Below are 15,892 nucleotides of genomic sequence, written 5' to 3' on the forward strand. Positions count from 1 at the left end.
CCTTTTTTGCTGCGCGCCCGCTCAGGACACAACCTGGTAATAAAGGTTCTGCGGATGCCGCGCCTGCGCAAAAAAGAACCAGCGCTCGGCCACCAGCCCCGGCGCCTGCACCAGCAGCGCCAGCACGAAGGCGAGCGTGGACTGCGCGGCGACACCCCACAGCAAAAGCACGGCCGGCAGCGCGAAGCCCAGCACGATGAAGCCCAGCTTCACCTGCTTCAACGCCGCGCGGCTGGCGCCATGGAAGAACTCGCGCGTGTTGAAGGAGCCCGCCGACATGCCCATCGATTTCTGCACCAGCTTGGGCGCACGGATGCCGGTGGCCGTTTGCAGCGTGGAGCGCGGCACCAAGGCGGCATTGCGGCGCAACGACATCGCCCGGGTCCCCCATGCAGTGAGCGTGACGGCGAGCGCGCAGGGTCCGCTCACGCGCAGCAGATCCGGCTCGCCCATCAAGCCCGCGAGCGCACTGGCAAGGATGAGGCCCGAGGACAAGCCGATCAGCGCGAAGTTGACCAGCGTCAGCGGCTGCGCCCATTCCTGGATGAAGCGCAGGCAGGCATAGATCATCGCGGTGCAGTACCAGAGCAGCGCCGCGACGGCAATCGCGGCCAAGGGTAGCCACGGCGCCTGGATGCCGCTGCGCAGCGCCAGCCACCACAGCCCGACCACCGCGATGAAAGCGGGCAGCACGATCACCTCGCGCGAAAGCCAGGAGGTGCGCCACATCAGCACCGCGCGCCAGGCGCGCTCGGGCCGGCCCAGGTGGCCGAAGGAGGCGCCCAGGCCGACGAGCAGCATCGCCTCGGCCACGATCAGTGCCAGGCTCACAAAGCCCGGCGCCAGCGCCATGCCGGCCAGCGTCGCAAAGGCCAGCGTGACCACCAGGCCCTGCGCGGCGCCGGCCACGGTGGTGAAGACGACGACCGAGAACGCGGGGTTCACGACATGCCTCCCAGCTTCGCCTGGATCCTGGTCGGGCCGCCGGCCTCGTCGGTCACGCGCCGCGGCAGGTACTGGTTGGCGGGGTTGGTTTCCCACTCCGGCATCAACGAATAGCCGCCGCGCTCGCGGATCGCCTTCGAGACCTCGGACTCCGGGTCCTTCACGTCGCCGAAGAGGCGTGCGCCCGTCGGGCAAGCCTTCACGCAGGCGGGCTTGCGGTCTTCCTTGGGCAGCTTCTCGTCGTAGATGCGGTCCACGCACAGCGTGCACTTGGTCATGACCTGGCGCTCCTCGTCGAGCTCGCGCGCGCCGTAGGGGCAGGCCCAGGCGCAGTACTTGCAGCCGATGCACTTGTCGTAGTCGACCAGGACGATGCCGTCTTCCTTGCGCTTGTAGCTGGCGCCGGTGGGACACACCGGCACGCAGGGCGGATCCTGGCAATGCAGGCAGCTCTTGGGGAAGTGGATGGTCTCGGTGCCGGGGAAGGCGCCGGCCTCGTAGGTCTGCACACGGTTGAAGAAGGTGCCCGTCGGGTCGGCGCCATAGGGCTTCTCGTCGGCCAGCGGGCCGGCGCTGCCGGAGGTGTTCCATTGCTTGCAGGAGGTCACGCAGGCGTGGCAGCCGACGCAGACATTGAGGTCGATGACCAGGGCGAGCTGCTTGGCCAGCGTCTCGCCGGGCTCGGCCCGCACACGGTCGTGCCCGCTGCGATGCGCTGCGACGCGCTGCGCGACGGGCGGCTCCAGTTCCGCTTCCCGCACAGCCGCAGAGGCGGCCGTCGGGCCGCAACCGCAACCCTCGCCGCAAGCGCCGCCCGCCATTGCCAGCGCGGGCTCCCGCACCGGTTGCCCGGCGGAGGCCACGAGGTCCTTCAGCCATTGCATCATTTTCTTTTCCTCCCTGCGAAATAGGTGAGAACGTCGGCCGCCTTGCCCAGCACGCCCGGCGCCGCCGGCACGGTGGCGATCTGCGGGAAGCTCTCGTGCGGCTCCTCCGGCTCGGCAGGCCGGATTCGCACGCGCACGTCGTACCAGCCGGCCTGGCCGGTGACGGGATCGGAGTTGCTGATGGTCTTGCCGTCGAAGGGCAGCTCCTCGGAGATCAGGTGGTTCAGCAGGAAGCCCTTGCGTGCCTCGTCGGCGCCGGGCGCGAGCTGCCAGGCGCCGTCGGCCTTGCCGATGGCGTTCCAGGTCCACACGGTGCCGGGCTCGACCGACTCGCTGTAGCGCAGCATGCAGCGCACCTTGCCCCACTGGCTCTCGACCCAGCACCAGCCGCCGTCGGCAATGCCGGCCGCCCTGGCGGTGAGCGGGTTCACATGCAGGTAGTTGTGGCTGTGGATCTGCCGCAGCCAAGCGTTCTGGGAATCCCACGAGTGGTACATCGCCATCGGTCGCTGCGTGATCGCATTGAGCGGATAGGCCTCGAGCTCGGTCGCCGCCTCCTCGAGCGGCGGATACCAGAAGGGCAGCGGATCGAAGTAGGTGTCGATGCGCTCGCGCAACGCCTCCGGCGGCTGGCGGCCGGGGCTCTTGCCCTGGGCTGCGAGCCGGAAGCTCTGCAGCGTGTCGGAGTACAGCGCGAGCTGCACCACGTCGTTCTTCTGGCGCCAGCCCTTGTCCTTGGCGAAATCCAGGTACTCGCGGTTCCAGTTGCGCATGTAGTGCATCGTCTCCGGCATGTGGTACTGGAACACGCAGTTGTTCTGCGCGTAGGCCTCCCACTGCTTCGGGTTCGGCTCGCCGCGCAGGTGCTGGTCCCCGTCCTTGCCGCGCCAGCCCATCAGGAAGCCGATGCCCGGCTGCGGCTGGAAGTTGACGACGAAGTCCGGGTAGTCTGCAAACTTGCGAGCCCCCTCCGGCGTGGTGAAGGCCGGAAACTTCATGCGCGACGCCAGCTCGATCAGCACCTCCTGGAAGGGCTTGCACTGGCCGGTGGGCGGCACCACCGGGATGCGCACCGAATCCACCGGCCCGTCGAACTCCGAGATCGGCCGGTCCAGCATGCTCATCACGTCATGCCGCTCGAGATAGGTGGTGTCGGGCAGCACCAGGTCGGCGAAGGCCACGGTCTCGCTCTGGAAGGCGTCGCAGACCACCAGGAAGGGGATCATGTACTCGCCCTTCTCGTCCTTGCGGTTGAGCATCTCGCGCACGGCCATCGTGTTCATGCTGGAGTTCCAGGCCATGTTGGCCATGAAGATCAGCAGCGTGTCGATGCGGTAGGGGTCGCCCTTCACCGCGTTGGTGATCACGTTGTGCATCAGCCCGTGGGCCGAGAGCGGATGCTCCCACGAGAACGCGTGGTCGATGCGGATGGGCGAGCCATCCGGGTTGATGGCCAGCTCCTCCGGATTGGCAGGGAAGCCCAGGGGCGCCGCGTTGAGCGGCGTGTTGGGCTGGATCATTTCCGGCGAATTGAAGGCGCGGTAATTCGGCACGATGTGCCGCGGGTACGGCGCCTTGTGGCGAAAGCCCCCCGGCGCGTCGATGGTGCCCAGCACGCTCATCAGCACCGCCAGCGCACGCACCGTCTGGAAGCCGTTGGAGTGCGCGGCCAGTCCGCGCATCGCATGAAAGGCCACCGGGCGCGCCTGCGTGGTCGGATGCTCCTTGCCCCACGCATCGGTCCACGGAATGGGCAGCTCGAAGGCCTGCTGCAGCGCGGTCTCGCCCATTTCGCGCGCCAGCTTGCGGATGCGGATCGGGTCGATGCCGGTGATGGCCGACGCCCATTCGGGCGTGCAGCTCGCCACGCGCTCGCGCAGCAGCTGGAACGAGGGCGCGACGCGCGTGCCGTCGGCCAGGGTGTAGTGGCCTTCGAGGGCCGGGTCGCAGCCCTCGGCGATGCCTTCCGGGTAGGCCGGCTTCACGCTGCCCGAAGCCTTGTCCCACACCAGCTTGTTGTGCGGGTTGCGGCCATCGCCCGGCGGCCCGCGCTCGGGATCGAAGGCGAACAGGCCCTGGCGCTCGCAGTCGTCCAGCACCACCAGCTGCGGCGCGTTGGTAAAGCGCTTGAGGAAGGCATGGTCGACCAGCTCGTTCGCGATCAGCTCGTGCAGCAGCGCCATGAAGAGCGCGCCATCGGTGCCCGGCTTGATCGGAATCCACTCGTCGGCAATTGCCGAATAGCCGGTGCGCACCGGGTTGATCGAGATGAAGCGCCCGCCATTGCGCTTGAACTTGCCGAGGGCGATCTTCATCGGGTTGCTGTGATGGTCCTCGGCGGTGCCGATCATCACGAACAGCTTGGCGCGATCGAGGTCGGGCCCGCCGAATTCCCAGAAGCTGCCCCCCACGGTGTAGATCATCCCGGCAGCCATGTTCACCGAGCAGAAGCCGCCGTGTGCCGCGTAGTTGGGCGTGCCGAACTGGCGCGCGAACAGGCCGGTGAGCGCCTGCATCTGGTCGCGGCCCGTGAAGAGCGCGAACTTCTTCGGGTCGGTGGCACGAATCTTCGACAGCCGCTCGGTCAGCAGCGCGAAGGCGCGCTCCCAGCTGATCGGCTCGAACTCCCCCGCCCCGCGCTCGCTGCCGGCCTTGCGCAGCAGCGGCTGCGTGAGCCGCGCCGGCGAGATCTGCTTCATGATCCCCGAGGAGCCCTTGGCGCAGATCACGCCCTGGTTCAGCGGGTGGTCCGGGTTGCCGTCGATGTAGCGCACCTCGCCGTCACGCAGGTGCACGCGAATGCCGCAGCGGCAAGCGCACATGTAGCAGGTGGTGGTCTTGACCTCGGTGTCGGCCGTTGGCGTCGGCGAAGCCAGCGGATCATGGATCGGCTCGCGCGAGAGGAAGTTGAACAAGGCGCTGGCTCCGGTTGTCGTGGGGGTTCGTCTACCGATGATAGGGTTGTGTTTCTGAACAAAAAAGCAGGTAATTCAGCTCACCATGACCGAAAAAACCGATCACCGCCTGCGCCTCACCCTGCGCCAGCTCGAAGTCTTTGCGGCCACGGCCCGCGAGGGCTCGACGCGTGCCGCGGCCGGCCGCGTGGCGCGTTCGCAGTCGGCGGCCAGCGCTGCGCTGGCCGACCTCGAGGCGGCGCTGGGTGCCCAGCTGTTCGACCGCATCGGCCGCCGCCTGGTGCTCAACGAGAACGGCCGCGCGCTGCTGGCCCGCTCGGTCTCGCTGGTGGACCAGGCCGCGGAGCTGCAGGCCATGTTCTTCACCGACCAGCAGGCGCCGCTGCGCATCTCGGCCAGCTTCACCACGGGCGAGTACCTGCTGCCGGAGATCGTGTTGCGCTGGAAGCAGCACAACCCGCAGGCGCGCGGGCGGCTGATCATCGGCAACACCACCGACGTGATCGCGGCGGTGGTCGGCTTCGACGCCGATGTCGGCTTCATCGAGGGCCGGCAGACGCACCCCGACCTGGCCGTGCGCCGCTGGCTCAGCGACGAAATGGTGATCGTGGCCTCGCCCACCCACCCCCTGGCCGGCAGGATGGTCGGCGTGCGCGAGCTGGCCGAGGCCGCCTGGGTGCTGCGCGAGGAAGGCTCGGGCACGCGCGAGGCGACCAACGACTGGCTCGGCCGGCGCCTCGGTCCGCTCAACATCGAGCTCGAGCTGGGCAGCAGCCACGCCATCAAGCGCGTGCTGGCCTCGGGCGTGGGCATCGGCTGCATGTCGCGCTATGCGGTGGCGGACGCGCTGGCCGACGGCTCGCTGGTCGAGCTGAAGACCACGATGCCGAAGAACTCGCGCGCGCTGTCGATCGTGCTGCATCGGGAGCGGCGGCCGGGGCGCACGATGCAGGGTTTCATCGACTTCTGCCTGGCCGGCGCCGCCCGCCCCTAGCTGGCGTCCTGCGCGCCCAGCACCGCCAGCGCCACCGAGGCGATGCGCGAAGGCTGCGAGTCGGCGCGCGAGGTCAACACGATCGGCACGCGCGCGCCCAGCACCAGCCCGGCGCATTCGCCGCCGCCGATGTAGGTGAAGCTCTTGTAGAGCATGTTGCCGGCATTGAGGTCGGGCACCAGCAGCAGGTCGGCATCGCCGGCCACGCGCGACACCATGTTCTTGATTTGCGCGGCCTGGGCGGAGATCACGTTGTCGAAGCCGAAGGGGCCTTCGACCAGCGCACCGGGCCACGCGCCGGCGCGTGCCATCGCGACCAGCGCCTGCGCGTCGACTGTGGCCTGGATGGCCGGGTTCACCGTCTCCACCGCGGCCACGATGCCGACCTTGGGCTGCGCAATGCCCAGCTTGCCCAGGAGCGCGATCGCGTTGGCCAGGATGTCGCGCTTGGCGTCCAGCGAAGGCGCGATGTTGACCACGCAATCGGCCAGGCCCAGCAGCTTGGGATAGCGCGGCAGGTCGAACAGGAAGAGATGGCTGATGCGCGTCTCGCCGCGCAGGCCGAGGGTCTTGTGAACCACGGCCGACATCAGCTCGTCGGTGTGCAGGGAGCCTTTCATCAACGCGCCCACCGCGCCCTGGCGCGCCATGGCGACGGCGCGCCGCGCGCTCTGCTCGGCGCTGTCGCCGCAGTCGATGATCTCGAAGTCGTCGGCATCGACCCCGGCCGCGCCGGCGGCCCGCAGGATGCCCTCGCGCGGGCCGATCAGCACCGGCTGCGCGAGCTCCTCATCGCGGATGCGCGCCGCCGCGTCGAGCGCCGCCGGATCGCAAGGATGGACCAGCCCGACGCGCACCCGCCGGCTGCTCGCCCGCTCGCGCGCCTGGGCGACCAGGGCGTCGAGCCGGGGATGCATCGCGGTCTCGCTCACTGCCCGCAGAAGCGCTTCATTCATGAGGTTCCAACGAAGGTCACGGTTTCCATTCCAGAAACACCGCGGAACCGGCTTAGCCGGGCCGCTGGTGTTGCCCCCGGTAGGGGGTGGGCGGCTACACGAAGTGAGCCAACCTGGGGGCGAGTCAGGTGAAATCCTTGTATTTGTCCAGGTGGCGGATGGGCTTGGCCAGCGCGTCGCGGCGGAAGGGGTCGCCCAGCTCGCGCGTGCACATGACCTCGATCACGGTGGTCTTGCCCTGGTTCATCTGCATGTCCACCGCCTTCTTGAGCGCGGGGCCCACGTCCTCCAGCCGGTCGACCACGATGCCCTCGGCACCCATCGCCTTGGCGATGCCCGCGAAGCTCTGGTTGTCGAGCTCGCCGGCCACGAAGCGGCGGTTGTAGAAGTCGACCTGGTTCTTCTTCTCCGCGCCCCACTGCCGGTTGTGGAAGACCACCGCCGTCACCGGGATGTCGTGGCGCACGCAGGTCATGATCTCGACCATGCTCATGCCCCAGGCGCCGTCGCCCGCGTAGGCGATGGCCGGCCGGTCGGGCGCGGCCAGCTTGGCGCCGATCATGGTGGGCAGCGAGTAGCCGCAGTTGCCGAAGCTCATGGGCGCGAAGAAGCTCCTCGGCTCCTCGAAGCGCAGGTAGCTGTTGGCAACCGCGTTGATGTTGCCGATGTCGGTGGAGACCATGGCGCGCGGCGGCATCGCCTTCTCGAGCTCGCGCAGCACCTGGCGCGGGTGCAGCCACTTGCCGCCTTCCTTCTCGGCCTCCTGGATCATGTCGAGGCTGTAGGGGTCGCGCTCGTGCGTCCAGCCGTCGAGCTCCTTCTCCCAGGCGGCCTTCTCTTCCTTGATCTTCGCGGCGCGCTCGGCCTTGGTGGCGTCGCAGGCGAGCTGGCGGTCCGCCAGGCGCGCGAGCAGCGCCTTGGCCACGGCCTTGGCGTCGCCGTGGATGCCGACGGTGATCTTCTTCACCAGGCCCAGGTTGGTGTGCTCGGCCTCGACCTGGATGATCTTGGCCTCCTTGGGCCAGTAGTCCATGCCGTGCTGCGGCAGCGTGCCGAAGGGGCCCATGCGCGAGCCGAGCGCGAGCACCACGTCGGCCTGCGCCATCAGCTTCATCGCGGCCTTGCTGCCCTGGTAGCCCAGCGGGCCGGCCCACAGCGGATGGCTGGCGGGGAAGGAGTCGTTGCGCAGGTAGCCGTTGGCCACCGGGGCACCCAGGCGCTCGGCCAGGGCCTTGCATTCCTCGACCGCATCGCCCATCACCACGCCGCCGCCGGAGAGGATGACCGGGAACTTGGCGGTGGCCAGCAGCTCGACGGCGGCCGCCAGGCTGTTCTCGCCGCCCGAGCCACGCTCCACGCGCATGGGCTTGGGGATCTCGCACTCGATCTCGCCGTAGAAGTAGTCGCGCGGGATGTTGAGCTGGGTCGGGCCCATCTCGGAGATGGCGCGGTCGAAGCAGCGCGCCGTGTACTCGGCCATGCGCTTGGGGTTGTTCACGTGGCCCTGGTACTTGGTGAACTCCTGAAACATCGGCAGCTGGTTGGCCTCCTGGAAGCCGCCCAGGCCCATGCCCATGGTGCCGGTCTCGGGCGTGACGATCACCACCGGGCTGTGCGCCCAGTAGGCCGCCGCGATGGCGGTCACGCAGTTGCTGATGCCGGGGCCGTTCTGCCCGATCACCACGCCGTGGCGCCCCGAGACGCGCGCATAGCCGTCGGCCATGTGGCCGGCGCCCTGCTCGTGCACCACCGGGATCAGGCGGATGCCGGCGGGGGCGAAGATGTCCATCGCATCCATGAAGGCCGAGCCCATGATGCCGAACATGTCGGTCACGCCGTTGGCGACCAGGGTCTCGACGAAGGCCTCGGAGGGCGTCATCTTCTGCACGCCGGCAACGGGGGTGCGGGCGGGCGTGGCGGGGGGTTGCTTGCTCATGGAAGGGTCTCCTGGGTCGGCTAAGGTCGCTGGGTTTCTCGAAAGTTGGAACGCATGGTTCCGGAATTCGCGTTGGCGGAATATAGGCGCCGGTTCGGCCGGCGTCAACCAAATTCCAAAAATCGGTACGCTTTGTCCCGTTTTTTATCGAAAGGACTATGATCCGGGCCATGAAAGTCGTCAATGGCCTGAACCCCGAGACCGCCGAGCTCAACGGCGACACACCCACGATGCGCCTGTTCGCGCTGCTGGAGGTGATCGCCGCCAAGGACCAGCGCTATGCGCTGCAGGACCTGGTGGAAGCCACCGGCCTGCCCAAGCCCACGCTGCACCGCATGCTCCAGCAGCTGGAAAGCGCGGGCCTGCTGCAGCGCGCGGGCGACAGCCGGCTCTACGGCATCGGCACGCGGCTGCGGCGGCTGGCGGAGAACCTGCTGCTCAACGACAGCCACCACGGCGCGCGCCACACGGTGCTGCGCCAGCTGGTGGAAGAGATCGGCGAGAGCTGCAACCTCACCGCCCTCTCCGGCAGCGAGGTGGTCTACCTGGACCGCGTGGAGACTGCGGCGCCGCTGCGCTTCTACCTGCATCCGGGCTCGCGCGTGCCGGTGCACTGCTCGGCCAGCGGCAAGGTCTTCCTCGCGCAGATGAGCCCGGCGCAGCGCCGGCGCCTGCTGGCCAACGCGAAGCTGGAGGCCTACACCCCCAAGACGCTGACCGGGCTCGATGCGCTGGAGCAGGAGGTGCAGCGGGTCCGCAAGGACGGCTATGCCTTCGACAACGAGGAGTTCCTGCCCGGGCTGCTGTGCATCGCGGCCCTGGTGCCCAACGAGAGGGGGCCGTCCAACCTGTGCATCGCGGTGCAGGCGCCGGTGATGCGCCTCGATGCCGAGAAGGCGAAGAAGCTGCTGCCTGCGCTGCAGCGCGCCGCGCTCGCGCTGTCGCGCATCGATGCCGACACCGAGGGCGAAGAACGGGCCCAGGCCTGACGGAAGAAGTGAAATGACCGACATCGCCTCCCTCAAACCCGAGCGCCTGCTGAGCGTGCGCGAGGTCTTCGGCATCGACAGCGACCTGATGGCGCCCGCCTTCGCCGAACGCGACGACCATGTGCCCGAGATCGACGCGGTGTACCGCTTCAACCCCGACGTGACGCTGGCCATCCTGGCCGGCTTCATGCGCGACCGCCGGGTGATGGTGCAGGGCCTGCACGGCACCGGCAAGTCGACCCACATCGAGCAGGTCGCAGCGCGGCTGAACTGGCCCTGCGTGCGGCTCAATCTCGACGGGCACATCAATCGCCTCGACCTCGTGGGCAAGGACGCGGTGGTGCTGCGCGAGGGCCAGCAAGTCACCGAGTTCCAGGAAGGCATCGTGCCCTGGGCGCTTCAGCGGCCGGTGGCGCTGATCTTCGACGAGTACGACGCGGGCCGGCCCGACGTGATGTTCGTGATCCAGCGCATCCTGGAGCAAGGCGGCAAGTTCACGCTGATGGACCAGAACCGGGTGCTGCACCCGCATCCGTCCTTCCGCCTGTTCGCCACCGCCAACACCGTGGGCCTGGGCAACCTCAACGGCCTCTACCACGGCGCGCAGCGGCTCAACCATGCGCAGATCGACCGCTGGAACATCGTCGCCTCGCTCGACTACCTGCCGGCCGAGGAAGAGATCGCGATCGTGCAGGCGCGCGTGCCCTCGATGCAGGGCGAGGCCGGCCGCGACAGGGTGCGCGCGATGGTGGCGGTGGCCGACCTCACGCGCAAGGGCTTCGCGGCCGGCGACCTGTCGACGCTGATGTCGCCGCGCACCGTGATCACCTGGGCCGAGAACGTGGAGATCTTCCGCGACCCGGCGCTGGCCTTCCGCCTTTCCTTCGTCAACAAGTGCGACGAGGCCGAGCGGCCGCTGGTGGCGGAGTATTTCCAGCGCTGCTTCGACCTGGAGCTGAAGGAATCGCACCAGCTGTCGGGCTCCTGAGGCTCGCCCCGTGACCGACGCGCAACAGAGAGTCCGGCACGCGCAGCAGGTCGACGAGCTCTGCGCAGGGCTGGTGCGCGCCTTCAGCGGCGAGGGCGACCTGCATTTCCGCGGCCGCCGCCTGCACCGCGGGCGCCAACCCCTGCCCTGGTACGCGCCGCACCTGCATCCCTCGCCGGAGAACGACGATTTCGCCTCCTTCCGCGGCGCGGCGGACGGGCTTGCGCTGCGCCTGCGGGCATCGGACGCCGTTCTGCACGAACGCCTGCGCCCGCAGGAGCCGGTCGAGCGCATGCTGTTCGAGATGCTGGAGCAGTTCCGCGTGGAGTCGCTCGCGCCCGAGGCCATGCCGGGCATGCTGCGCAACCTGCGGCATCGCCATGAGCAATGGTCCCTGTCCTTCCACCACGGCGGCCTCACCGATACGGCACGCGGGCTGCTGCTCTATGCCGTCGCCCAGATCTGCCGCGCGCGCGTGACGGGCCAGCAGGTGGTGGAAGAGACCGAGGACATGCTGGAAGCCACCCGCTTCGCGCTCTCGCCCCTGATCGGCCATGCGCTCGCGGGCTTGCGTCGCGAGCGCGAGGACCAGGCCGCCTATGCGGTGCATGCGCGCGCCATTGCACGCACCGTCGCTGCGATGCTGCATGCCGCCGGCGAGGGCGAGGAAGGCGAGGACGACGCCGGCGCGGACGCCGACGACAAGCGCAGTGTCTTCAGCCTCGTCGCCGACATGGACCGCGAGATCGTCGAGCGCTTCGCCACGGCCGATTCCGGGCGCAGCGCACTGCTGGAGGGCGAAGGCGTCGCCTACCGCGTCTTCACCACCGCCTACGACCGCGAGCACGAGGCCGCCTCCCTGGTGCGCCGCGAACTGCTGGCCGAGTTGCGCGAGAAACTGGACCGGCGCGTCGCTGCGCAGGGCATCAACATCGCCCGGCTCGCGCGCGAGCTGCGCGCCCTGCTGGCCGAGCCGCAGCGCGAAGGCTGGGACGGCGCGCAGGAAGAAGGCCGGATCGACGGCCGCCGCCTGGCCCAGCTGGTCGCCTCCCCCACCGAGCGGCGGCTGTTCCGTACGGAGCGGCTGGAGCCGGTGGCCGACTGCGTCGTGAGCCTGCTCATCGACTGCTCGGGCTCCATGAAGGCGCATGCCGAATCGGTGGCGATGCTGGCCGACGTGCTGGCGCGTGCGCTGGAGCAGGCCGGCGTGGCCAGCGAGATCCTCGGCTTCACCACCGGCGCCTGGAACGGCGGGCGAGCGCAGCGCGACTGGCTGCGCGCCGGCCGGCCGGCACACCCGGGCCGCCTCAACGAACGCTGCCACCTGGTCTTCAAGAGCGCCGAGACGCCCTGGCGCCGCGCGCGTCCTTCGATCGCCGCCCTGCTCAAGGCCGACCTGTTCCGCGAAGGCATCGACGGCGAAGCGGTGGACTGGGCCTGCCGGCGCCTCGAGGCACGCGCCGAAGAACGCAAGCAGCTGCTGGTGCTCTCCGACGGCTCGCCGATGGACAGCGCCACCCACCTCGCCAACGACGCGCACTACCTCGACCACCACCTGCAGGACGTGGTCGCGGGGCACGAGCAGGCCGGCCGAATCGGCATTGCAGGCATCGGCGTGGGTCTGGACCTGAGCCCCTATTACAGCCGCAGCCACGTGCTGGACCTGGCGGCTTCGAGCGGGCCGGCGATGTTCCGAGAGGTGATCGGCCTGATGGCCGGGCTGACCCGCCGCTGACGCAGCCCGCCCGCCGCGTGATCTTTCGCACGAAGTCGGCCATCCGATCCGTTGCGCGTACGAATCGCGTACGAATCGCGCACAAGTCCCGTACACATCTGCTTACCTAAGTAGTAATCTGCATGTGATCTTTTCACACGGATACGCGGCGCTGAAACGCCGCGAGGAGATGGCGGATGCGGGTAGCGGGGCAGGACAAGAACAACGAAATCGATACGAGCCTGGCGGCGGATGCTGCCGACGCCCGCATGGTGGCGCGAATGCGGCTGGTGCTGTCCGTCTCCGCCCTGCTGGCGGTGTTCGTCGACCCCGCCGGCCTGCAGGGCGTGGACGGGTTCACCTGGCTCCTCTTCTGCTGCTACGTCGTGCACAGCCTGGTCGTGTGCGTCTATTCGGAGCTCGAGGCGCCGCTTGCGCAAAGCCGGCTGATCCACTGGCTGGATGTCGGCTGGTACGGCTTGATCGTGCTGCTCACGGACGGCGTCCACAGCTCCTTCTTCCTGTTCTTCTTCTTCGCCATCCTCACCTCCTCCTTCCGATGGGGCCTGGACGAAGGCGCCCGCGTCACCTTGGCCTCGGTCGCCCTTTTCACGGCCTGCGGCGTGGGGTCGGTGACCGAGGCGGACCTCCCCCGCCTGCTGCTGCGCGCCACCTTCCTGCTGGCGCTGGGCTACATGATCATCTACTGGGGCCGCACGAAGCTCGAACTCAAGCGGCGGCTGTCATTGCTGCGGGCCGTCAGCCGGCTGTCGAACCCGCGCTTCGGGGTCGACCACACCGTCACGGGCATTCTGGAAAAGATCCAGCGCTTCTTCCTGGAAAGCAGCAGTTGCCTGCTGGTCGTGCGGGACAAGGAGTCCGGCGCCTGCTCGCTGCGCACCATCCGTCAGGACGGCGCCCAGCGCTCTCCCCAGGCCGCGCGCATCGCCCCGGAACTGGCAGCGCTGCTGCTGGCGGTCGCGCCCCATCGCACGGTGATCTATCGCCGCGCTCGCTGGCCTCGCCTGCCGATCTTCGCCGGCGCAGCGACCTACGATGGGGAGAAGGGGCGATGGACGAAGGAGACCCACCCTGCGTGCGACGGCCTGGCGGAGCTGCTGGAGGCGGGCGCCTTCATCAGCGTGCCCGTTCAGCTGCGCAAGAGCGAAGGCCGCCTGTTCGTCCTCTCCCGGTGCGGCGTGTTCCACCGTGCCGATGCGCTTTTCCTGGGCCACGTGGTCGCGCAGGCTTTCCCGGTGGTCGAGAACATCGAGCTGCTCGACCGCATGGCCTCGGACGCAGCGTCGCAAGAGCGGCAGAAGATCGCGCTGGACCTGCATGACACTGCCGTGCAACCCTACATCGGGCTGAAGATGGGCCTGAGCGCGCTACGCAAAAAGGCGAGCGCCGACAACCCGCTGGTCGAGGATCTGGACCGGCTGTCGGACATGGCGGCGAAGGTCATCGGAGACTTGCGCCGCTATGCCGGCGCGGTGCGGGACGGGCTGGGCAGGACGGAGCAGGTCGTGCCGCTGGTCTTGCGCCAGCAGGCGGCCCAGGTGCGGGACTTCTACGGGATCGACATTGCGGTCTGCGTCGAAGGCGAGCTCAACCTGTGCGACCGCATGAACGCCGAAATCGTGCAGATCGTGCGCGAAGGCCTGAGCAACATCTGCAAGCACACCTTCGCACAGCACGGCAGCGTCAAGCTTGAATGCGTGGAAGGTCTGCTGAAGATCCGCATCGAGAACGAGGCCGACGGAAGGGGCGCAGCCGCGTTCCAACCGAGGTCGATCACGGAGCGCGCAGCCGCGCTGGGCGGCAGTGCGCAGGTCAGCGTGGGAACCGGCGGCTGCACAGCCGTGCTGGTCGACATACCAATCTAGGAGGGCAACAACAATGCAGCCGGCAACAACGAAACCCATCGGGGTCATGCTCGTGGACGATCACCAGACGATGCTGTGGGGCCTGTCCCGGCTGATTGACGGCGAGCGCCCGCGCATGCAGGTGGTCGGCACCGCGCGCAGCTGCGACGAAGCGCTCGAGCAGGCCGGCCAGGTCATGCCGGACGTGATCCTGCTGGACCTCGACCTGAGCGGGAAGAGCGCCCTGGACATTCTTCCGGGCCTGCTGTCCAACGCGGGCTCGCGCGTCCTGATCCTCACCGGCGAGCGGCAGCAGAAAACGCTGGACCTCGCCGTCCTCGGCGGCGCTCGCGGCGTGCTGCGCAAGGACGCTGCCGCGGAACAGGTGCTCGAGGCCATCGAGAAAACGCACAAGGGCGAGTTGTGCGTGGACAACGAGACGATGAGCCGCGTGTTCAGCGAGTTCATGGACTCCAAGCGTGCGCCCAAGCTCGACCCCGAAGCCGAGAAGCAGGCCAGCCTGACCGCCAAGGAACGCCAGATCATCCAGACGGTGGTGGACGGCAACGGCGCTTCGAACAAGGCGCTGGCAGAGCGGCTCTTCATCACCGAGCACACCCTGCGCAACCATCTTTGCTCGATCTACCAGAAGCTCGGAGTGAGCAACCGGCTCGAGCTTTACGTGTACGCGGTCAAGCATCAGTTGGGCAGGCTGCCGTCTTGAGGGCGGCAGCTGCGCTCGCCCTCCGTCACTTCCCGCACCCTACTAGCCTCAGAGGACTAGCCGCGTCCGCCGATCATCGGCAGGACGGTGCGGATGATCTGGATCACCGCCGGCCCCAGGACCACCATGACGATGGAGGGAAACACGCAGATCACCAGCGGCAGCAGCATCTTCGTCGGAATCTTGGCGGCCAACTCTTCCGCGCGTACCTGGCGCTTGTGGCGCAGGTCGTCGGAGAACACCCGCAGAGAATCGCCGATGCTGGTCCCGAACTTGTCCGCCTGGGTCAGCATGGTGGCGAAGGTACCGATCTCTTCCACCCCAGTGCGTAGCGCCAGGTTGCGCAGCGATTTCTCTCGCGTGGCCCCTGCCCGCATCTCAAGGTTGGTCCAGTGCAGTTCCTCGGCCAGGGCCAGGCTCTTCATCCTGATTTCATCGGTGACCTTGACGAGCCCGGCATCCAGCCCGAGGCCGGCCTCGACGCAGACCAGCATCAGATCAGCCGCATCGGGAAAGTTCTCGAAGATCTCACGTTTGCGGCCGCGGACGATCAGCGACAACACAATGTTGGGCAGGTAGCAGCCGATCAAGGCAGCCATGACCAGGTAGAACACCAGCTTCAGGTCAGCGGCGTGGCCGGTTGCACGAAGCGCCAGAGCCGTCAAGCCTGCGAAGACCAGCGGCAGCAGGGTCTTCACGCCAAAATAGATCAGCTGGGCGTCCTCGTGCCGGATGCCGGCATTCAGGAACCTGACCCGCAGCGGCGTGGCGTCGCCGTTGCCCGTGGGCGAGGACAAGTGGGCGAAGGGGCCGACGATCTTCACCGCGGTCTCCGTCCACTGCGACTGCTTCGGGGCACCCGACATGGCCTGCAGCCGCTGCCCGGTCCTGCTGGGCATCAGCCAGAAAAACAACCCTGCCAGACCCAGAGTCACCGCCAGAAAAACGAGCACGGGAAACATCATCATGTTTTTTCTCC

At 68.2% G+C, this 15,892-nt stretch carries 12 protein-coding genes; 6 read left to right on the top strand and 6 right to left on the bottom strand.

Going from position 1 to position 15,892, the window contains the following annotated elements:
* Positions 1 to 21: 21 nt before the first annotated feature.
* The 3 genes from AC3A6Y_RS15355 to AC3A6Y_RS15365 form a co-directional block, all read right to left on the bottom strand.
* Positions 22 to 945 carry a dimethyl sulfoxide reductase anchor subunit family protein gene (locus tag AC3A6Y_RS15355; RefSeq protein ID WP_487869108.1) on the bottom strand — a complete coding sequence of 308 codons (924 nt, stop codon included), beginning with the start codon at positions 943 to 945 and terminating at the stop codon, positions 22 to 24.
* Positions 942 to 1,637, bottom strand: coding sequence for a 4Fe-4S dicluster domain-containing protein (locus tag AC3A6Y_RS15360; RefSeq protein WP_487869941.1), 696 nt, complete (start codon positions 1,635 to 1,637; stop codon positions 942 to 944). The genes AC3A6Y_RS15355 and AC3A6Y_RS15360 overlap by 4 nt, the downstream gene beginning before the upstream one ends.
* A 191-nt stretch (positions 1,638 to 1,828) precedes the next feature.
* The gene (locus AC3A6Y_RS15365; protein WP_487869109.1) at positions 1,829 to 4,747 is read right to left on the bottom strand and encodes a molybdopterin oxidoreductase family protein; all 2,919 of its coding nucleotides are present in this window, start codon (positions 4,745 to 4,747) and stop codon (positions 1,829 to 1,831) included.
* Positions 4,748 to 4,832: 85 nt separating this feature from the next.
* Between AC3A6Y_RS15365 and AC3A6Y_RS15370 the strand changes: the two genes are divergently transcribed.
* The gene (locus tag AC3A6Y_RS15370; RefSeq protein WP_487869110.1) at positions 4,833 to 5,741 is read left to right on the top strand and encodes a LysR family transcriptional regulator; all 909 of its coding nucleotides are present in this window, start codon (positions 4,833 to 4,835) and stop codon (positions 5,739 to 5,741) included.
* On the opposite strand, the gene AC3A6Y_RS15375 is transcribed toward AC3A6Y_RS15370, so the two are convergent.
* Positions 5,738 to 6,697, bottom strand: a complete 960-nt coding sequence (locus AC3A6Y_RS15375) for a bifunctional enoyl-CoA hydratase/phosphate acetyltransferase (protein ID WP_487869111.1) — start codon at positions 6,695 to 6,697, stop codon at positions 5,738 to 5,740. The two genes, AC3A6Y_RS15370 and AC3A6Y_RS15375, sit on opposite strands and share 4 nt — an antisense overlap.
* A 124-nt stretch (positions 6,698 to 6,821) precedes the next feature.
* A complete protein-coding gene (xsc, locus tag AC3A6Y_RS15380; RefSeq protein ID WP_487869112.1) occupies positions 6,822 to 8,633 on the bottom strand; it encodes a sulfoacetaldehyde acetyltransferase in 1,812 nt (603 codons plus the stop codon).
* 158 nt (positions 8,634 to 8,791) lie between these two features.
* On the opposite strand from xsc, the gene AC3A6Y_RS15385 reads away from it, so the two are divergent.
* From AC3A6Y_RS15385 to AC3A6Y_RS15405, 5 genes are all read left to right on the top strand, one after another.
* Positions 8,792 to 9,622, top strand: a complete 831-nt coding sequence (locus AC3A6Y_RS15385) for an IclR family transcriptional regulator (RefSeq protein ID WP_487869113.1) — start codon at positions 8,792 to 8,794, stop codon at positions 9,620 to 9,622.
* Between the two features lie 13 nt (positions 9,623 to 9,635).
* Complete coding sequence (locus AC3A6Y_RS15390) at positions 9,636 to 10,610, top strand: AAA family ATPase (protein ID WP_487869114.1); 975 nt, start codon at positions 9,636 to 9,638, stop codon at positions 10,608 to 10,610.
* 10 nt (positions 10,611 to 10,620) lie between these two features.
* A complete protein-coding gene (locus AC3A6Y_RS15395) occupies positions 10,621 to 12,345 on the top strand; it encodes a cobaltochelatase CobT-related protein (RefSeq protein ID WP_487869115.1) in 1,725 nt (574 codons plus the stop codon).
* Positions 12,346 to 12,521: 176 nt separating this feature from the next.
* A complete protein-coding gene (locus AC3A6Y_RS15400; protein ID WP_487869116.1) occupies positions 12,522 to 14,210 on the top strand; it encodes a sensor histidine kinase in 1,689 nt (562 codons plus the stop codon).
* Positions 14,211 to 14,256: 46 nt separating this feature from the next.
* A complete protein-coding gene (locus AC3A6Y_RS15405; protein ID WP_487869117.1) occupies positions 14,257 to 14,913 on the top strand; it encodes a LuxR C-terminal-related transcriptional regulator in 657 nt (218 codons plus the stop codon).
* A 56-nt stretch (positions 14,914 to 14,969) separates the two neighbouring features.
* On the opposite strand, the gene AC3A6Y_RS15410 is transcribed toward AC3A6Y_RS15405, so the two are convergent.
* Positions 14,970 to 15,881, bottom strand: coding sequence for a type II secretion system F family protein (locus tag AC3A6Y_RS15410; RefSeq protein WP_487869118.1), 912 nt, complete (start codon positions 15,879 to 15,881; stop codon positions 14,970 to 14,972).
* Positions 15,882 to 15,892: the final 11 nt, after the last annotated feature.

The sequence above is a fragment of the Variovorax sp. Soil_C_17 genome (genome assembly GCF_057657265.1).